The organism is Micromonospora sp. CNB394, assembly GCF_000374985.1.
Taxonomy (GTDB): domain Bacteria; phylum Actinomycetota; class Actinomycetes; order Mycobacteriales; family Micromonosporaceae; genus Micromonospora; species Micromonospora marina.
The window spans coordinates 185,461-203,753 of the sequence record NZ_KB895826.1; the positions used below are offsets into that span (position 1 = coordinate 185,461).

At 74.2% G+C, this 18,293-nt stretch carries 14 protein-coding genes and 1 pseudogene; 6 read left to right on the plus strand and 9 right to left on the minus strand.

Annotation, left to right across the window (positions count from 1 at the left end):
* Positions 1-329: 329 nt before the first annotated feature.
* From galT to cysC, 3 genes are all read right to left on the minus strand, one after another.
* Positions 330-1,403, minus strand: coding sequence for a galactose-1-phosphate uridylyltransferase (galT, locus tag C569_RS0104860; RefSeq protein ID WP_018784676.1), 1,074 nt, complete (start codon positions 1,401-1,403; stop codon positions 330-332).
* Positions 1,400-2,188: a DeoR/GlpR family DNA-binding transcription regulator gene (locus C569_RS0104865; RefSeq protein ID WP_018784677.1), complete on the minus strand. Its 789-nt coding sequence runs from the start codon at positions 2,186-2,188 to the stop codon at positions 1,400-1,402. Before C569_RS0104865 ends, galT begins: the two co-directional genes overlap by 4 nt.
* Before the next feature lie 168 nt (positions 2,189-2,356).
* Positions 2,357-3,886 carry an adenylyl-sulfate kinase gene (gene cysC, locus C569_RS0104870; RefSeq protein WP_018784678.1) on the minus strand — a complete coding sequence of 510 codons (1,530 nt, stop codon included), beginning with the start codon at positions 3,884-3,886 and terminating at the stop codon, positions 2,357-2,359.
* A gap of 301 nt (positions 3,887-4,187) precedes the next feature.
* On the opposite strand from cysC, the gene C569_RS0104875 reads away from it, so the two are divergent.
* The 5 genes from C569_RS0104875 to C569_RS0104895 are packed head-to-tail and all read left to right on the plus strand — an operon-like array spanning position 4,188 to position 8,018.
* On the plus strand, positions 4,188-5,102 hold the full coding sequence (locus C569_RS0104875; protein ID WP_013288493.1) for an ABC transporter ATP-binding protein: 915 nt from the start codon (positions 4,188-4,190) through the stop codon (positions 5,100-5,102).
* The gene (locus tag C569_RS0104880) at positions 5,095-5,973 is read left to right on the plus strand and encodes an ABC transporter permease (protein ID WP_018784679.1); all 879 of its coding nucleotides are present in this window, start codon (positions 5,095-5,097) and stop codon (positions 5,971-5,973) included. The genes C569_RS0104875 and C569_RS0104880 overlap by 8 nt, the downstream gene beginning before the upstream one ends.
* A complete protein-coding gene (locus C569_RS0104885) occupies positions 5,970-6,929 on the plus strand; it encodes an ABC transporter ATP-binding protein (protein WP_018784680.1) in 960 nt (319 codons plus the stop codon). The genes C569_RS0104880 and C569_RS0104885 overlap by 4 nt, the downstream gene beginning before the upstream one ends.
* Positions 6,929-7,639: an ABC transporter permease subunit gene (locus C569_RS0104890; protein WP_018784681.1), complete on the plus strand. Its 711-nt coding sequence runs from the start codon at positions 6,929-6,931 to the stop codon at positions 7,637-7,639. The genes C569_RS0104885 and C569_RS0104890 overlap by 1 nt, the downstream gene beginning before the upstream one ends.
* 52 nt (positions 7,640-7,691) lie before the next feature.
* Positions 7,692-8,018: a hypothetical protein gene (locus C569_RS0104895; RefSeq protein WP_018784682.1), complete on the plus strand. Its 327-nt coding sequence runs from the start codon at positions 7,692-7,694 to the stop codon at positions 8,016-8,018.
* 108 nt (positions 8,019-8,126) lie between these two features.
* Here the strand turns inward: C569_RS0104895 and valS are convergent, their stop codons facing one another.
* The 5 genes from valS to C569_RS0104920 all read right to left on the minus strand — a co-directional run bounded on the left by valS (position 8,127) and on the right by C569_RS0104920 (position 16,551).
* A complete protein-coding gene (gene valS / locus C569_RS0104900) occupies positions 8,127-10,691 on the minus strand; it encodes a valine--tRNA ligase (protein ID WP_018784683.1) in 2,565 nt (854 codons plus the stop codon).
* A gap of 68 nt (positions 10,692-10,759) precedes the next feature.
* Positions 10,760-12,592: an ABC transporter ATP-binding protein gene (locus C569_RS0104905; RefSeq protein ID WP_231394724.1), complete on the minus strand. Its 1,833-nt coding sequence runs from the start codon at positions 12,590-12,592 to the stop codon at positions 10,760-10,762.
* A gap of 140 nt (positions 12,593-12,732) precedes the next feature.
* Positions 12,733-14,553 (minus strand): ABC transporter transmembrane domain-containing protein, encoded by a 1,821-nt coding sequence (locus C569_RS0104910; protein WP_018784685.1) that lies wholly within the window; start codon positions 14,551-14,553, stop codon positions 12,733-12,735.
* 37 nt (positions 14,554-14,590) lie between these two features.
* Entirely contained in the window at positions 14,591-15,103 is a 513-nt protein-coding gene (locus C569_RS0104915; RefSeq protein WP_018784686.1) for a methylated-DNA--[protein]-cysteine S-methyltransferase, read from the minus strand.
* Positions 15,100-16,551, minus strand: coding sequence for an AlkA N-terminal domain-containing protein (locus C569_RS0104920; protein WP_018784687.1), 1,452 nt, complete (start codon positions 16,549-16,551; stop codon positions 15,100-15,102). Before C569_RS0104920 ends, C569_RS0104915 begins: the two co-directional genes overlap by 4 nt.
* Positions 16,552-16,793: 242 nt before the next feature.
* On the opposite strand from C569_RS0104920, the gene C569_RS34085 reads away from it, so the two are divergent.
* Positions 16,794-17,258, plus strand: a complete 465-nt coding sequence (locus tag C569_RS34085; protein WP_231394717.1) for a hypothetical protein — start codon at positions 16,794-16,796, stop codon at positions 17,256-17,258.
* Positions 17,259-17,407: 149 nt separating this feature from the next.
* On the opposite strand, the pseudogene C569_RS34090 reads toward C569_RS34085, so the two are convergent.
* Positions 17,408-18,229, minus strand: a pseudogene (locus C569_RS34090) (EamA family transporter); the annotation flags it as partial.
* Positions 18,230-18,293 lie beyond the last annotated feature (64 nt).

The following is an 18,293-nucleotide window of genomic DNA, read 5'->3' on the forward strand; positions in this document are numbered from 1 at the left end:
GGCCCCTTGTTAACGCCTCGCGTTGTAGAAGGGGCCCTTCTTAACACTCTCGGGACCGACGGCCCGGCGTGTCGACCGGACGACGCCGGGACGGCGTGACTTCGTCCGGTGCGCCCTCGTTGACAGGGTGGACGAGATGCCAGTCGCGTCCAGGAAGGTGGGCCGTGGCCTTGCGCCGCCCGGCCCGACCTTCGCGGCTGCTGACCGCAGCCAGCCGTCCCTTCCCTGCGGGGGGTCCTGTCCCGGGCCCCCCGCGCCCCCATGCTCGGCCGTGGTGGTTAAGAAGGGGCCCTTCCTCTACCGCAGGCGTTAATAGGGGGCCCGTCCTTTCAAGCGGTGCGGAGCAGGTCGGCGGCTCGTTCCGGGGCGATGTCGTTGATGAACACGCCCATGCCGGACTCCGACCCGGCCAGGTACTTCAGCTTGTCCCTGGCCCGCCGGATGCTGAACAGCTGAAGGTGCAGGTGGCCCAGCTCCCGGTCGCTCCGTACCGGCGCCTGGTGCCAGGCCGCGATGTACGGCATCGGCAGGTCGAACAGCCCGTCGAAGCGGCGCAACAGGTCCAGGTAGAGCGGCCCGAAGGCGTCTCGCTCGGCGTCGTCGAGCGCCGGGATGTCCGGCACCGGCCGGTGCGGCGCCACGTGCACCTCGAACGGCCAGCGGGCCGCCGCCGGGACGTACGCGGTCCAGTGCTCGTTGCTCGTCACCACCCGCTCCCCGGTGGCCCGTTCGGCGGCGAGCACGTCGGCGTAGAGGTTGCCCCCGGTGCGGTCGGCGTACCGCCGGGCGGCGGCCAGCATCGTCCGGGTGCGCGGCGTGACGAACGGGTACGCGTAGATCTGCCCGTGCGGGTGGTGCAGCGTCACCCCGATCTCCACGCCCCGGTTCTCGAACGGGAAGACCTGCTCCACGCCGGGCAGCGCGCTCAACGCGGTGGTGCGGTCGGCGAGCACGTCGAGCACCGTCCGCACCCGCTGCGGGGAGAGCCGGGCGAACGAGGCGGTGTGGTCGTCGGTGAAGCAGACCACCTCGCACCTGCCGCGGCCGGGGCGTACCGGGGTGAACGGCGTGATCTCGGCCGGTTCGTCGGCCACCCGCTGGCTCAGCGAGGGGAACCGGTTCTCGAACACGACCACGTCGTAGCCGGGCGCCGGGATCTCGCTGTGCCGTTCGCCGCGGGACGGGCACAGCGGGCACTGGTCGGCCGGGGGCAGGAAGGTCCGGGTCTGCCGGTGCACCGCCACCGCCACCCACTCGTCGGTCAGCGGGTCGTACCGCAGCTGTGAGGCGGGCGGGGGAGGGGGCAGATCCCGCCGGTCCGGCTGGTCGCGGACCGCGTCGTCCCGCTCGTCGAAGTAGATCAGCTCGCGACCGTCGGCCAGCGCGATCTGCGTACGCTTCACTCCGCTCCCCTCGTCGTGGGCACGGTCACCAGCTCGCCCACCCTGTCCTCGAGTACCCGTCGAGCCTCGGGCGCCAATCGGTCGTCCGTGACCAGCACGTCCGCCGCGTCCAGCGGCACGATCGACGAGATGCCGACAGTGCCCCACTTGGTGTGGTCAGCGAGCACCACCAGCCGGTCCGCCGCCGCCACGAGTGCCCGGTTCGTGTCCGCCTCCATCAGATTGGGCGTGGTGAAGCCGGCCCGTTCGCTGATCCCGTGCACGCCGAGGAAGAGCAGGTCCAGGTGCAGTGCGGCGATCGCGGCCACGGCGAGCGGGCCGACTAGCGCGTCCGACGGCGTGCGGACGCCGCCGGTGAGCACCACCGTCTGGTCCGGCCGGCCACCGACGTGCAGGGCCTCCGCCACCGGCAGCGAGTTGGTGACGACTGTGAGGCCGGGCACGTCCACCAGCCGCCGGGCCAGCTCGGCGGTGGTGGTGCCGGCGGAGAGGGCGATCGCGGCGCCGGGCCGGACCAGCCCTGCGGCGTGCTCGGCGATGGCGGCCTTCTCCGCGGACTGGCGGACGGACTTGGCGTGGAAGCCGGGCTCGTCGGTCGAGCCGGGGCCGGCGGGCGTCGCGCCGCCGTGCACCTTGGCGAGCAGGCCCTGTTCGTGCAGCGTGTCCAGGTCGCGCCGGATGGTCATGTCGGAGACGCCGAACTCGGCCGCCAGCTCGGTGACCCGGACGCCACCGGCGCGGCGCAGTCGTTCCAGGATGGCGGTCTGCCGCTGCCGCGCCAGCATCCCCCGGCTCACCTCCGCGCCTCACCGACCACGCGTACGCTCCACGCGGTCGAACGTGTTCCAACAAAGGCGAACACTACCGCGCAGAGAGGGGTGATGCGAGACCGCCGCCGTCCGGAAGCCGGACGACGGCGGTCGAGATGCGGGATGCCGGAACGCGGCCGGCGGTCAGGCGGGCTGGAGGCGGGGCTCCACCCAGCCGGTCTCGGTCAGGTGCTCCATCACCTTCCCGATGGCCTCCTCGACGCTCAGATCCGAGGTGTCCACCACCAGGTCGGCGTCCGTTGGCTCCTCGTACGGGTCGTCGATCCCGGTCATCCCGGTGATCAGACCGGCCCGGGCGCGGGCGTACAGGCCCTTGCGGTCGCGCTGCTCACACACCCCCAGCGGCGTCGCCACGTGGACCAGCAGGAAGCCCGCCCCGGCCGTCTCCGCCATCTGGCGGGCGGTGGCGCGCGCCGCCGCGTACGGCGCGATCGGGCAGCAGATGCCGACGCCCCGGTGCCGGGCGATCTCGGCGGCAACCCAGCCGATCCGGCGCACGTTGAGATCCCGGTCGGCCTTGCTGAACCCCAGACCGGCGGAGAGTTCCCGCCGCACCACGTCGCCGTCGAGCAGCGTGATCGTGCGGTCGCCCTGCTCGCGGAGCACATCCGCCAGCCCTCGGGCGATCGTCGACTTGCCCGAGCCGGACAGACCGGTCAGGAAGATCACCAGACCGCGGTGCCGGCGCGGCGGGCGGGCCCGGGCCAGTTCCTTCGCCACCGCCGGCGGGGTGTGCCACTCGGGCAGCGGGAACCCCCGGTCCAGCAGGTCGTCGATCTCGCGCGTGCTCAGCGCCAGCCGCCGGTTGCGCGGCGGGATGTCCTCACGCCAGCGCCACTGCCCGTCCCGGTTGTCGTAGGCCAGCTCGCGGGGCACCAGCACGCGCAGACCGGCGCCGGAGAGCATGCCCTCGGTCGAGAGCAGGTGGGTCACCCCGTACGCGGCGGCGACCCGGGCCCGCAGCAGCGCGTCGCTGATCTCGTCGCGCCGCCGGGCCAGCGGCACCGCCACGAGCGTCGCCGGGGGCATCCGGTCGCGGGCGGCGAACACGCCGCGCACCAGCGCCTCGGCCGGCAGGCCGTTGATCGACTCCTCACCCACCGGGATCATCACCAGCAGGTGCGCGCCGAGCGTACGGGCCGCGTGCGCGATCTGCGCCAGCTGCGGCCGGTGCAGCGGGCGGTCGGCGAACACGCCGAGCACCCGGCCCGGCGGCAACAGCCCGCGTACCTCGTCGGGGCCGCGTCGCAGCCGCTGGAACGGGCCGTGGCCGCCGTCGCCCAGGCGGCGCACCGCGCCCCCGACGCCCACCATGCCCTCGCGGCCCGGCCAGACGTCGGTCACGTCCATCGCCGCCACCGGCGCGCCCTCGCCGTCGGTGAGCACCACCGCCCGGCGGGCCGGGTCGGCCGGGTCCAGCCCGTCGGCGAGCGCCGCCGGCACCTGGAGCGTCACCGGCACCGGCCACGGTGTGCCGTCGGCCAGCCGGCCGCGCCGGTTCAGCGAGGCCAGGTCGGCCCGGCTCATGAAACCGGTGAGCGGAGCGTACGCCCCGCTCAGCAACAACTGGAGATCGGCCAGTTCAGCGGGCCTGGGCGCGTACGACGGCGCATCCCGCAGAACGTCCTCGGGCAGCAGCCACCCGTTGCTCATCGAACCCCCAACTCACCGGCCGGCACACAGTTTCGCAGCCCACCGGCGATCGGTCGAGAGCGCCACCCGGCCTCCCGGTGATCGCGTGTCCGGCGACCGCGCCGACGACGACCCGGGGTGACCGAATCCTCACCGGTGGGCGGCGGCCGGTCGATCGTGCGAACGGCTGCCCGCGCGCGCCGACCGGCCGAGAGCACACCACCGGGCTCCCGCCACCTAAGGGCTGCGGTGGCCGAGGATCAGGGGATCGCCGGGGTCGGGAGAGGCTCCGGCGAGGCGCCCGGGTTCTACGCTGAACGGCGTGACACTGCTCGCGACCGAGTCGCTGACCAAGACGTATGGAGGCCGGGTCACCGCGTTGGCCGACCTCACCGTGTCGGTCGAGCCGGGGATCATCGGGCTGGTGGGCGCGAACGGCGCCGGCAAGTCCACTCTGATCAAGATCCTGCTGGGTCTGCTCCCGCCGACCAGCGGCCGGGTGCAGGTGCTCGGCCTCGACCCCACCACCGACCCCGCCGCGGTCCGCGCCCGAGTCGGCTACATGCCCGAGCACGACGCCCTCCCGCCCGACCTGTCCGCCGCCGAGCTGGTCACCCACCTGGGCCGGATCAGCGGGCTGCCGCGCACCGTCGCCCGGGAACGGGCCTCCGAGGCGCTGCGCCACGTCGGTCTGCACGAGGAGCGGCACCGGGCCGTCGGTGGCTACTCCACCGGCATGAAGCAGCGGGTCAAGCTCGCCCAGGCGCTCGTACACGATCCCGACCTGCTGCTGCTCGACGAGCCGACGAACGGCCTCGACCCGGCCGGCCGGGACGCCATGCTCGCCCTGATCCACCGGATCGGCACCGAGTTCGGCATCTCGGTGGTGGTCTGCTCGCACCTGCTCGGCGAGGTGGAGCGGATCTGCGACACGCTCGTCGCCATCGACGGTGGCCGGTTGCTGCGCGCCGACCGGGTGTCCGCCATGACCACGGCCACCGACGTGCTCGCCGTCGAGGTGAGCGAGGGCACCGAGGAACTGGCCGCCCGGCTCACCGCGCTCGACCTGCCGGTGACCCGCGACGGGCGGCTGCTGCTCGTCCCGCTCGCCGACGACGCCACCTACGACCAGATCCTCGGCGCGGTCGCCGAGCTGGACCTGCCGCTGCACCGGCTGGACCAGCGGCGGCACCGGGTGGCCGAACTCTTCGCCGCGAGGGAGCCCAGCCATGTCTGACGCGACCGGGGTCATCCACGACATCGGCTACCAGCGTTACACCGGTCCGCGGCTCGGCCGTCGGCAGGTCTTCGGCGCGCTCTACCTGCACGGCGTGCGTACCGTCTTCGGGCTGGGCCGCAGCGCCAAGGCCAAGATCTTCCCGTGGCTGGTCGTCTCCGTGGTGACTGTGGTGGCCGCCGGGGTGACCGCGGTGCGCAGCCAGATCGGCGAGGTGGTGATGACGTACGCCCAGTTCGCCGACGCGATGAGCTGGCTGGTCATCTTCTTCGCCGCGGTGGCCGCGCCCGAGCTGGTTTCCCGCGACCTGCGCAGCGGCGTGCTGCCGCTGTACTTCTCCCGCCCGCTGCCGCGCGGCGACTACGCGCTGTCCAAGCTGCTGGCGCTCGTCACCGCGCTGTGGCTGCTGCTCGGCGGTCCGCAGCTGGTGATGTTCCTCGGTGCCGCGTTCACCACGAACCGGGGCGTACGCGGGGTGTGGGACGAGCTGCTCGACCTGCTGCCCGGGCTGCTCTACGCCGGGCTCTGGGCGGTGGTGTTCGCCTCGATCGCCCTGCTCGTCGCCTCGCTCACCGGCAAGCGCGCGTTCGCCGCCGGCGGCATCGTGGCCGTCTTCCTGATGACCACCCCGGTGGTCGGCGTGCTGTCCATCCTGCCCTCGCAGACGATCAACCAGCTGGCCTTCGTGGCCTCCCCGCCGACGCTCGTCGGGGGCGTCGGCAACTGGGCGCTCGGCGACCGGCTGACCCAGGGACGGGGCGGCATGCCGATCGGCGACTTCGGGCCGGTCTACGCCGTGGCCGCCGTTCTGCTGGTCGCCGGCTGCGTCGCCCTGCTGCTCCTGCGATACCGGAAGGTGGCCGCCCGATGACGGCGATCAGCACCCAGGCGACGGCCGACGCGCCCGCCGCCGCGACGAGCACGCTCGACCTGGCGGGCGTCTCCCGCTGGTACGGCAACGTGGTGGCGGTCAACGACGTCACCATGCGGCTCGGCCCCGGCGTGACCGGCCTGCTCGGTCCCAACGGCGCCGGGAAGACCACGCTGCTGCACATGATGGCGGGCTTCCTGTCCCCGTCGCGCGGCACAGTGGCGCTGGACGGGGAGCCGACCTGGCGCAACCCCGCCGTCTACCGGCGGCTCGGCCTGGTCAGCGAGCGCGAGGCGGTGCACACGTTCCTCAGCGCGTACGAGTTCGTGCTCGCCAGCGCCAAGCTGCACCGGCTGCCCGACCCGGAGGCCGCCACCCGGCGGGCGATCGAGCTGGTCGAGATGGAGGACGCCCAGACCCGCCGGATCGGCACCTACTCCAAGGGCATGCGGCAGCGCACCCGGGTCGCCGCCGCGCTCGTGCACGACCCGCAGGTGCTGCTGCTCGACGAGCCGTTCAACGGGATGGACCCGCGCCAGCGGCTGCACATGATGGCGCTGCTGCACCGGCTCGGCGACGCGGGGCGGACCATCCTGTTCAGCTCGCACATCCTGGAGGAGGTCGAGCAGGTCTCCGGCACGGTCCAGGTGATGGTGGCCGGCCGGCTCGCCGCGTCCGGCGACTACCGGACCATCCGCCGCCTGATGACCAACCGGCCGCACGTGTTCGGGGTCCGCTCCACCGACGACCGGGCGCTGGCGGTGGCGCTGATGGCCGAGGCGTCGGTCTCCGGCGTCGAGCTGGACCGAACCGGCCTGACGGTCAAGGCCGGCGACTACGGCGCGTTCACCCGGGCGCTGCCCCGGATCGCGCTCCGGCACGGCATCCGGGTCCGGCAGCTCCTGCCGGAGGACGAGTCGCTGGAGAGCGTCTTCTCGTATCTGGTGGAGGCATGATGTCGACAGTCACCTGGATCACCGCGCGCGGCCTGTTCGGCCGGAGCCGGTTCCTCATGCTGCTGCCGTTGCCGTTGGTCTTGATCGGCCTGGCGGTACTCTGCCGGTCGCTCGGCGTCGACCCGGGACAGTGGGGCCCGCCGGTGCTCGTCGGCCTCGGTCTCGCGGTGGTGCTGCCGGTGGTGGCGCTGATCGTGGGCACCGGCGTGCTCGGCGCGGAGATCGACGACGGCACCGTCGTGCACATCCTCACCAAGCCGCTGCCGCGCTGGCAGATCGTGCTGCCGAAGCTGGCGGTCGCGGCCGGCGTCACAGCGGTCACCGTCGGCGTCCCGATCTACGTCGCGGGCGTGCTCGCCGATTCGGTACGTCTCGGACTGGCGCTGGTCGCCGCCTCGGCGGCGGGCGCGCTGGCGTACTCGGCGCTGTTCCTGGCGCTGAGCCTGGTGACCCGGCGGCCGGTGCTGCTCGGCCTGGTCTACGTGCTGATCTGGGAGGGGCTGCTGGGCCGGTTCGTCAGCGGCACCCGGGTGCTGTCGATCCAGCAGTGGGTGATCGCCCTGGCCGACCGGATGGCGCCGACGCCGCTGCTCGGCACCACCGTCTCGGTGCCGGTCGCGGCGGTGCTCACCGCTCTGGTGGCGGTCGGGTTCACGGTGCTGGCGATCGACCGCCTGCGCTCGTTCAGCGTGGCCGGCGAGACGAGCTGAACCCGCCGGCGCGGCGGCGCCCTCCGCCCCCGCCGCCACGTCCGTGCCGCCGGTGACCCCGGCGCCGGCGGGCCTCGACGAGACCACCAGGAAGACCTGCGCGACGGCGGAGACGGACATCTCGGCTGCCCTCAAGGAGGTGGCCGAGGCGGAGAAGATCGGCCCGCCGGCCGGCCACTCGGCGGTCAGCGCCCAGTACTCGGCCGGCGCGGCCACGCTCTACACGCACGCCTTCACCGGCAGCGACGAGGTGAACGGCGCGGTGAAGGGGGTCGCCGCCGCCATGACCGACCTCGCCGACAGTTGGGCCAGGGCGCCGGACAAGGCGGATCTCACCGCCGCCCGGGACAAGCTCAAGGCGGCGTGCGCGGCCGACTGAGGCACGTATCCGAAGGGCCGGCCCGGCCGGCCCTTCGGGGCGTTAACAAGGGCCCCTTCTACAACGCCAGGCGTTAAGAAGGGGCCCTTCCTTACACCGGGGCGGCGGTCAGAACGCGCAGGCTATGACCAGTTCGGTGGTGCGGTCGGGCAGCAGGTCCAGCTTCGCGATCCGGCCCGCCGACCGCAGGTCGTCGGCGACGTCGCCCAGCCGGTCGAGCACCGCCGCCGGTCCGAGCGCCTCGGCCAGCGGCACGTCCGCCTTCATCGAAAGCTTCCGCTCCGATTTTGCGCGGCGCACCTGACCCAGCGCGTCCGTCGCCAGCCGCAGCAGTTCCGGGTCGCCCGGCGCCGCCATCGCGCGGCCCACCTCGTACGTGGTGGGCCAGGGGGAGCGGTGCACCGAGCCGTACCGCCACCACGACCAGACCTCCTCGGTGACGAACGGCAGCACCGGCGCGAACAGGCGCAACTGCACCGACAGCGCGGTCGCCAGCGCCGCCCGGGCCGAGTCGGCCGCCGCCCCGGAGCCGTAGGCGCGCTCCTTCACCAACTCGATGTAGTCGTCGCAGAACCGCCAGAAGAACGCCTCGCTGGCCATCAGTGCGGCCGTGTGGTCGTACGCGTCGAAGGCGGTGGTCGCGGTCGCGACCACGCCGGACAGTTCGGCGAGCATCGCGGTGTCCAGCGGTTGGGTCGCCGCGGCCCGCAGCGCGTCGGCAGCACCCAGCCCGAGCGCGAACCGCGACGCGTTGAGCAGCTTGGTGGCCAGCCGGCGGCCCACCTTGACCTGGGCCGGGTCGAAGGCGAGGTCCATGCCCGGCTTGCCGTTGGCGGCCCAGTAGCGGACCGCGTCGGACCCGTTGCTCTCCAGCAGCGCCATCGGCGTGACCACGTTGCCCTTGGACTTCGACATCTTCTTGCGGTCCGGGTCGAGGATCCAGCCGGACAGCACCGCCGTGTGCCACGGCAGCGCGCCGTGCTCCAGGTGGGACCGGGCCACTGTGGCGAACAGCCAGGTCCGGATGATGTCGTGCCCCTGCGGGCGCAGGTCCATCGGGAAGACCCGGGCGAACAGGTCCGGGTCGGTTTCCCAGCCGCCGACGATCTGCGGCGTCAGCGACGAGGTGGCCCAGGTGTCCAGCACGTCCGGGTCGCCGGTGAAACCACCCGGCTCGCCGCGCTGCGACTCCTCGTATCCGGGCGGCGGCTCGCTCGTCGGATCGATCGGGAGCATCGCCTCGTCCGGTGTGAGAGGGTGGGACCAGTCCGGCTCGCCAGCGTCGTCGAGCCGGTACCACACCGGCACCGGCACGCCGAAGAACCGCTGCCGGCTGACCAGCCAGTCGCCGGTGAGGCCACCCACCCAGTGCTCGTACCGGTGCCGCATGTGCTCCGGCACCCAGCGCAGCTCCCGCCCCCGGGCCAGCAGTTCCTCGCGCAGGCCGGCGTCCCGTCCGCCGTTGCGCAGATACCACTGCCGGGTCGAGACGATCTCCAGCGGCCGGTCGCCGCGCTCGTAGAACTTCACCGGGTGGGTGATCGGCCGCGGCTCGCCGACCAGGTCGCCCGCGTCGGCCAGCAGTTCCACGAGCGTCCGCCGGGCGCCGTTGACGGTCTGCCCGGCCAGCACCGCGTAGGGCTCCGCCGGCACGCCGGCCGGCGATTCCGGCAGCAGGCGGCCGTCCCGGCCGATCACCACGCGGGTGTCCAGCCGCAGCTCACGCCACCAGGTCACGTCGGCCAGGTCACCGAACGTGCAGACCATCGCGATGCCCGTGCCCTTGGCCGGGGCCGCCAGCGGGTGCGCGCGCACCGGCACCTCGACCCCGAACACCGGGGTACGCGCAGCCGCGCCGACCAGGTCCGCGTACCGCTCGTCGTCGGGGTGGCAGACGAGCGCCACGCAGGCCGGCAGCAGTTCCGGGCGGGTGGTGTCGATCAGCACCTCGCGGCCGTCCGGACCGGTGAACCGCAGCCGGTGGTACGCGCCGGGCCGCTCCCGGTCCTCCAGCTCCGCCTGCGCGACGGCGGTCCCGTACCCGACGTCCCACAGCGTCGGCGCCTCGGCCTGGTACGCCTCGCCCCGCGCCAGGTTGCGCAGGAAGGCGCGCTGGCTGGCCGCGCGGGCCGCCGACCCGATCGTGGTGTACGTCAGCGACCAGTCCACCGACAGCCCGAGCCGCCGCCACAGCGCCTCGAACGCCTTCTCGTCCTCGACGGTGAGCAGTTCGCACAGCTCGATGAAGTTGCGCCGGGAGATCGGTGTCGGGTTCTTCCGGGCCGCGTCGTCCACCGGCGCGGCCGGCGGGCGCCAGTCGCTGTCGTACGGCAGCGCCGGGTCGGGACGCACGCCGTACACGTTCTGCACCCGGCGTTCGGTGGGCAGCCCGTTGTCGTCCCAGCCCATCGGGTAGAACACGGTGCGCCCGCGCATCCGCTGGAACCGGGCCACCGTGTCGGTGTGCGTGTACGAGAAGACGTGCCCCATGTGCAGCTCGCCCGACACGGTCGGCGGGGGAGTGTCGATCGCGTACACGTCCGACCGCTCCTTCGTCCGGTCGAACGCGTACGTGCCGTCGGACTGCCAGCGGCGGGCCCAGGTCTCCTCGAGGCCGTCCAGGCTCGGACGCTCGGGGACGCCGCCGCGGACGCTCCTCGTCGTGTCGGTCATCAGCCGATGGTAGGCAGCCCGCCCGCCCCACTCCACGACTTTCCCCACCGCCGCGCAGGGAGGGAGAGTCACAGCAGCGAGTCGCGCCACTGGCGGTGCAGGGCGGCGTAGCGGCCGTCGGCGGCGATCAGTTCGGCCGGTGGGCCGTCCTCCACGATCCGGCCGTCGTCGAGCACCAGCACCCGGTCGGCGATTTCCACTGTGGAGAGCCGGTGGGCGATCACCAACGCGGTACGGTCGCGCAGCACGTTGTGCAGCGCCCGCTGCACCAGCCGTTCGGTGGGCACGTCGAGCGACGAGGTCGCCTCGTCCAGGATCAGCACCCGTGGGTCGGCGAGGAACGCCCGGGCGAACGCGACGAGTTGCCGCTGCCCGGCGGAGAGCCGGCCGCCGCGGCGGTGCACGTCGGTGGCGTACCCGTCGGGCAGCGCGGCGATGAAGTCGTGCGCGCCGATCGCCCGCGCGGCCGCGACCACCGTCTCGTCGTCGGCGTCGGGCCGGCCGAACCTGATGTTTTCGGCCACGGATCCGCTGAACAGGTGGGTCTCCTGGGTCACCAGCACCACCGCCCGGCGCAGCTCGGCGTCGGCGAGATCGCGCAGGTCCACTCCGTCCAGCCGGACCGCGCCCGCGTCCGGGTCGTGGAAGCGGGCCAGCAGCTTCGCGACTGTGGACTTTCCGGCCCCGGTCGGCCCGATCAACGCGACGGTCTGCCCGGGCGGCACGGTCAGGTCCAGGCCGGACAGGATCGGCGTCCCGCGGCGGTAGCCGAAGCCGACAGCGTGGAAGGTGACCGCCCCGCGCGACGGCCCGGCCGGCAGCGGCGCCGGCCGCTCCGGTTCGGCCACCGCGGGCCGCTCGTCCAGCACCCCGGCCAGCTTCTCCAGCGCGGCGGTCGCCGACTGGAGCGAGTTGTAGAACTGGCTCAGCTCCTCCATCGGCTCGAAGAACCGGCGCAGGTAGAGCAGGAACGCGGCGAGCACGCCCACCTCCACGCCGCCGCCCAGCACCCGCCAGCCGCCGTACCCGAGCACCACCGCCGTGGTCAGGTTGCCGATCAGCCGGATGCCCGGTGAGTAGATCGCGATCAGCCGGAACGCGCGCAGGCTGGAGCGCCGGTAGTCGTCGTTGACGGTGGCGAAGATGCGGTCGTTGCGCTCCTCGCGCCGGTACGCCTGCACGGCCCGGATGCCGCGCAGCGACTCGACGAAGTGCACGATGACCAGCGCCACCGCCTCCCGGGTGCGCCGGTACGCCCCGGCCGAGGCGCGGGCGAACCAGCGGGACAGCACGAACAGGAACGGGAACGCGAGCAGCGTCACCGCGGCCAGTGGCAGATCCAGCCAGAGCAGGATGCCCGCCACCGACAGCACTGACAGCCCGGCCATCACCAGTTTGTCGATGCCGCCGTCGACCAGCTCGGCGATCGACTCCAGGTCGCTGGTCAGCCGGGACACCATCCGCCCGGACGTGTAGCGCTCGTGGAACCCGACGTCGAGGCGGAGGAAGTGCCCGTACACCCGGCGGCGCAGGTCCAGCAGGACGGCCTGGCCGATCCGGGCGGCGAGGGTGAGGAACGCGCGCCGGGCCGCGTACTCGACTGCGGTGGCGACCACGAACGCGACGGCGACGGCGATCAGTGGGCCGGGGTCGCCGCCCCGCAGCGGGCCGATGCCCCGGTCGATGCCGAGCATGACCAGGTACGGCCCGGACATGGCGGCGGCGTTCTGGGCCAGCAGCAACGCCACCGCCAGCCCGAGCGCCCGGCGGTGCGGGCGCAGCAGTCGCCGCAGCAGGAGCCGGCTGCGGGTACGCAGCCGGGTCACCGCCGCGGGGGACGAGTCCTCGGCCCGGCTGCGGTCGGCGTCCGGATCGGTGGCCCGTCCCCGCCAGTGGGACAGGTCCGCACCGCCGTCGTCGTGCGCGCCGGTCGTCGCGTGGCCGCCCGGTGGGGCCGGGTCACCGCTGCCGCCGCGCGCGCCGGTCGTGCCGGAGCCGTTCGGCGCGTCGCGGGGCCGGGGTACCCGCGGCGCGCGGCCGGTCACGACCGCACCAGGCCGACGCCGTCGCTTCGTCGCTCCGGCTCGGCGGACAGCACCGCCCGGTAGGCGGGCACCCGCGCCAGCAGCTCCGAGTGGGTGCCGACGGCGACGATCCGGCCGTCGTCCAGCAGCGCCACCCGGTCCGCCAAGGCCACCGTCGAGGGGCGGTGCGCCACCAGCAGGGTCGTGGTGGCGGTGTCCCGCAGCACCCGGCGCAGGGCCGCCTCGACGAGCGCCTCGGTGTGCACGTCGAGCGCGGAGAGCGGGTCGTCGAGCACCAGCACCGCGGGCCGACCGAGCACCGCACGCGCCAGCGCGAGGCGCTGCCGCTGCCCGCCGGACAGCGACAGCCCCTGCTCACCCACCCGGGTGGCCAGCCCCCAGGGCAGCTCGTACGCGAACTCCGCCTGGGCCAGCGCCAGCGCGGCGCGGATCTCGTCCTCGCCCGCGTCCGGCCGCCCCAGGGTGAGGTTCTCCCAGACCGACATGGAGAACAGCGTCGGTTCCTCGAACGCCACGGCGACCAGCCGGCGCAACGACTCCAGCCGCAGGTCACGCACGTCGTGCCCGTCGAGCGTGATCCGGCCGCGCGTCACCTCGTGCAGCCGGGGGACGAGCGACAGCAGCGTGCTCTTGCCGCAGCCGGTGACGCCGACCAGCGCCATCGTCTCGCCCGCCTCGACGGTCAGGTTCAGGTCGCTCAGCACCGGCGCGGACGTGCCGGGGTAGCGGAAGCCGACCCCCTCGAAGCGGAGCCGGCCACGTACCTCGCCCCGGGCGAGCGGCCGGGCGTGCGGAGCGTCCACGATGGTCGGCGGCGTGTCCAGGACCTCCTGGATCCGGTCGGCGGCGGTCGCCGCCTCCTGGCCGTTGGCGATGATCCAGCCCAGCGACTGCACCGGCCAGATCAGCATGAGCTGGAGACTGACGAACGCGACCAGCTCCCCGATGGACAGCACACCCTCGGCGACCGCCGCGGCGCCGGCCACCAGGACCGCGCCGAGTGTCAGGTTCGGCACCAGGTCGAACAGCGCGGAGGTACGCGCCAGCAGCCGGGCCTTGCCGATCCCGGTGTCGTGCAGCCGGCGCGCGCCGACGGTGAACCGGGCCGCCAGTTCCGGCCCCCGCCCGTACGCCCGCATGGTGCGCAACCCCAGCGCGGTCTCCTCGACCAGCGTGGCGACGTCGCCCTGCTGATCCTGCATCCGGCGCGACGCGGCGTGGTAGTGGCGGGCGAAGCGGCGGCTGATCAGGAACAGCGGTACGGCGCTCGCCGCGACCAGCAGCCCCAGCCACTGGTGCAGCCGGATCAGCAGCGCCACCACCGCCGCGTAGGTGACCAGGTTGAGCACCAGGAACAGCAGCCCGAAGGAGAGGAACCGCCGGATCACCGAGAGGTCGCTGGTGATCCGGGACAGCAACTGGCCGGACTGCCAGCGGTCGTGGAAGCCGGCCGGAAGCCGTTGCAGGTGGGCGTAGATGTCGGCGCGGATGGCGGCTTCCATGCCCACCGAGGACGACGACTGCGTCCAGCGGCGGATGAAGATGAGGACCGCCTCGGCCACGCCGAGCAGCAGTGCCAGGGCGCCGAGCCGGACCAGCCCGGCCTCGTCGTGCCGGGCCACCGGCCCGTCGACCACCCGCTGCACCACCAGCGGAACGGCCAGGCTGGCCGCGGTGGCCGCCAGCGCCGCGATCAGCAGCCAGGCGAACTCCATCGCGTACGGGCGCAGGTAGGGCCGCAGCCGCCAGAGGTTGCGCAGCGGCTGGGACCGGGCGTCGATATGCGCCGCGGGGTTGCCGTCGCTGGACGCGGGCACTACCCGACGGTAGCCGCCGGGGGTGACAGTCCGGCTGTCAGCTAGCCGTCACCCGTCCCTCATGCCCGAGAAGCCACTTCTTCACGTCCAGCCCCCAGCGGTATCCGCCGAGCGAGCCGTCGGTGCGCAGCACCCGGTGGCAGGGCACGAACAGCGCGGCGGCGTTGCGCGCACAGGCCGCCGCGGCGGCCCGGATCGCCGCCGGTCGCCCGGCCAGCGCGGCGAACCCGGTGTAGGTGACCGGGCCGCCGGGCTTCACGTCGCGCAGCACCTGCCAGGCGTGCGTCAGAAAGAGGCCGCCGCTGTGCTGCTCGACCGGCACCGCGTCGATCGCGGCCAGGTCGCCGTCCAGGTAGGCCCGCACGGCCGCGGTCACCGGACCGAGGTCGGCCCGTTCCCGCGGTTCGCCGCGCAGGCTCGGGTGGATCAACGGCAGCAGAGCGGCCGGGTCGGCGGTGAAGCCCGCCGCGCGTACCGCCCCGGTCGGGCCGGCGAGCACGCTCAACGGGCCGGCGGGTGTGCCGATGACGGTGCTGTCCACAGTGCTCATGCTGCTCTCCAGAGTCGGATGGTCGCGTACGACCGCCAGGGGCGCCAGCGGCCGGCGTACGCGGACAGGGTCTTCGGGTCGTCGGACAGGCCGAGCGCTGCTGCGCCGCGGCGTACGCCCAGGTCGGTGGTGAGGGCGACATCGGGGTCGCCGAGTGCGCGCATGGCCAGGTAGCCGGTGGTCCAGGGGCCGACGCCGGGCACCGCGGCCAGGAGCCGGACCGCCTCCTCCCGGTCGCCGCCGGGTTCCAGGTCGAGTTCGCCGCCGGCGACCGCGCGGGCGAGCGCCCGGAGTGTCTCGCGGCGTGCCGTCGGCATCCGGAACGCCGTGTCGGGCGCCGCGAGCAGCTCCGCCGGGCCGGGGAAGGCCACCAGGCCGTCCGCCGGGTCGTCGGCACCCGCCCCGCTCGCGGTTCGGGTGGCGGCGAGCAGGCGGGTGAGCGTGGTCCGCGCCGAGGCCAGCGAGACCTGCTGGGTGGTGACGGCGCGGACGGCCAGCTCGAAACCGTCGACCGCGTGCGGCAGCCGGACGCCGGGTTCGGCCGCGACGGCCGGGGCCAGTGCCGGGTCGGCGGCCAGTGTGGCGTCCACCGCGACCGGGTCGGCGTCCAGGTCGAGCAGGCGGCGGCAGCGGGCCACCGCGGGGGCCAGGTCGCGCATGTCGGCCAGCCGCAGCGTGGCGTCGATGTGGCCGTCGGCGGGGGTCAGCGCCACCGTGGCGGGACCGTGCGGCAGGCGCAGCCCACGGTGGTAGGTGCCGTCGCGGACCACCTCGACGCCGGGTAGCGCGCGCAGCGCGAGGAAGTCCAGCAGCGCGCCCGCGTGCAGCGGGGGCCGGTGTGCCAGCCGCAGCGAGAGCGTGCCCGCACCGGTGGTCGCCGCCGGGCCACGCCGGCCGGTCCGCAGCTCGGAGGGTGTGCCGCCGTAGACCTCGCGGACCGTGTCGTTGAACTGCCGGACGCTGCCGAACCCGGCGGCGAAGGCCACGTCGGCCAGGCCGAGGCCGGTGGTCTCGATCAGGAGCCGGGCGGTCTGCGCGCGCTGGGCCCGGGCCAGTGCCAGCGGACCGGCGCCCAGTTCGGCCCGGAGCATCCGGTGCAGGTGCCGTTCGGTGTAGCCCAGCCGGGTGGCCAGCCCGGGCACCCCGTCCCGGTCCACCACGCCGTCGGCGATCAGGCGCATGGCGCGGCCGACCAGGTCGGCCCGGACGTCCCACTGGGGTGAGCCCGGTGCCGCGTCCGGCCGGCACCGGCGGCACGCCCGCAGCCCGGCCCCCTGGGCGGCGGCGGCGGACGGGAAGAACCGGACGTTCCGCCGCTTCGGCGTCATCGCCGGACAGGACGGCCGGCAGTAGATCCCGGTCGACGTCACGCCGGTGTAGAACCAGCCATCGAACCGCGGGTCGCGGCTGTCGACGGCTCGATAGCACCGCTCGAAGTCCAGCTCCATGCCACGATCCTGCCTCGCAGCTCCCGGGCGCGGCTGGCGGGATTCGGACATGACGTGCGGCGGTCGCGCCAGCCCGGGGAAGTGGCGGTGTCCCGGGCCCCGGGACACCGCCACTCCGCCGAGGTGGCGTGGATCATGGCCGACGGACCCGAGAAAGTGTCGTAAGTGGTCGGTAGCGTCCCGCCACCAACTCAAGAAGAGGTGCGGGGCATGGCGAGCGTGGCCGGGCGGGGTGTCCACTGATGCGATCGGGGCGGGCACCGTTGGACGCCGCGGTGGTGGAGGGCTTCTACGAGCGGATGCGGGTGGTGGCGCCGGCCGCGTACGGCGCGATCGAGCGCGACCGGGCAGGTGACCCCGGTCGCCCCTTCGCGGACACCGCCTGCGGGCGGCTGGCCGGTTCGCTCGACCCGGACGGGCTGCGCGCGCTCGGCATGTGGGCGCACCACTGGTGCATGCGCTTCTACGACGACGACACCCGGGTCGGCCTGCGGCTGGTCCGCGAGATCGCCGCCCGCTCGGGCCTGGGCTGGACCGCCGACGAGGTGCGCTGGCTGCTCGACCGGTCGTACGCGGCCGGTCCCGCCGCCGCGCACCGGTTCACGCTGCCGCTCGCGGCTGCGGCGCAGCTACCGGCCGGTGTGCTGCCCGAGGGCATCGCCGCCGACGCGTGGCCGGACGACTGGCGCCGGCTGCGGGCCGGCTGACCGCGCCGCCATCCGACCGACGCGTGGCCGGCCGGTGCCGCCGTCGCGCCGCCCGAACCGGCCCGCGTGCCGGTCGCCGTCGGCGCGTCCGCGTCGCCGCCCGGCTGCGGGCGCGACGATCGGTCCGGCATCTGGGCGAGCACCATGGCCCCCACTGCCACCGCGAACCCGGTGAGCTGGACCGGGTCGAGTGCCTGGCCGAGCACCGCCCAGCCGAGCGCCGCCGCGGTGAGCGGGCTGAGCGCGCCGAGCACCGACACCCGGGACACCGGCAGTCGCGCCGCGCCCCGGAACCACAGCACGTACGCCAGCGCGGTGCCGGCCAGCCCGAGCCACGCGTACCCGAGAAGTGCCGGTCCGTCGGGCACTGGTGGCGCGCCCTCGACGGCGGCGGCGACCGGCGCGATCATCAGGCCACCGGCGACGAGCTGCCAGCTCGTCACGGCGAGGACGCCCACTCCGGGCGGCCGGCCCCAGCGGCGGGTGAGCACCAGCCCGGCGGCCATCGTCACGGCCCCGGCCAGGCCGGCGGCGACGCCGAGCGGGTCGAGGCCGGCGCCCGGACGCAGCACCACGAGGGCCACGCCGAGCGGCGCGGCCACGGCGGCGGCCAGCGCCGGCCGGGTGGGGCGGTCGCGGAGCAGAGCGACGGTCAGGACCGCCACCAGGAGCGGTTGCGCGGCGCCGAGGACGGCGGCGGTGCCGCCGGGGAGCCGGTACGCGGCGAGGAACAGCAGCGGGAAGAACACCCCGATGTTCAGCGCGCCGAGCACTGCGGCTCGACCCCACCAGCGGCCGTGTGGTCGTCGGTGGGTCAGGGCGAGCAGCAGCAGACCGGCCGGCAGGGCGCGGATCGCCCCGGCCCAGAGCGGCCGGTCCGGGGGAAGGAGTTGAGCGGTGACCAGGTAGGTGGTGCCCCAGGTGATCGGTGCGGCGGCGGTGAGCGCGACGTCGGTCCAGCGGGGGTTCACGGCGGCCCCTTTCTCGTTCCTAAGTATCTTAGCGCTAAGCTAATCAGGCCCGAGCGAAAAGGGG

Bases quoted from the DNA above. Each gene is read 5' to 3' on its own strand.
- C569_RS0104920 (WP_018784687.1), bottom strand. From the start codon at position 16,551: ATGGAGCTGGACTTCGAGCGGTGCTATCGAGCCGTCGACAGCCGCGAC.
- C569_RS34085 (WP_231394717.1), top strand. From the start codon at position 16,794: ATGCGATCGGGGCGGGCACCGTTGGACGCCGCGGTGGTGGAGGGCTTC.
- C569_RS0104865 (WP_018784677.1), bottom strand. From the start codon at position 2,188: ATGCTGGCGCGGCAGCGGCAGACCGCCATCCTGGAACGACTGCGCCGC.
- C569_RS0104915 (WP_018784686.1), bottom strand. From the start codon at position 15,103: ATGAGCACTGTGGACAGCACCGTCATCGGCACACCCGCCGGCCCGTTG.
- C569_RS0104880 (WP_018784679.1), top strand. From the start codon at position 5,095: ATGTCTGACGCGACCGGGGTCATCCACGACATCGGCTACCAGCGTTAC.
- C569_RS0104885 (WP_018784680.1), top strand. From the start codon at position 5,970: ATGACGGCGATCAGCACCCAGGCGACGGCCGACGCGCCCGCCGCCGCG.
- C569_RS0104890 (WP_018784681.1), top strand. From the start codon at position 6,929: ATGTCGACAGTCACCTGGATCACCGCGCGCGGCCTGTTCGGCCGGAGC.
- valS (WP_018784683.1), bottom strand. From the start codon at position 10,691: ATGACCGACACGACGAGGAGCGTCCGCGGCGGCGTCCCCGAGCGTCCG.
- cysC (WP_018784678.1), bottom strand. From the start codon at position 3,886: ATGAGCAACGGGTGGCTGCTGCCCGAGGACGTTCTGCGGGATGCGCCG.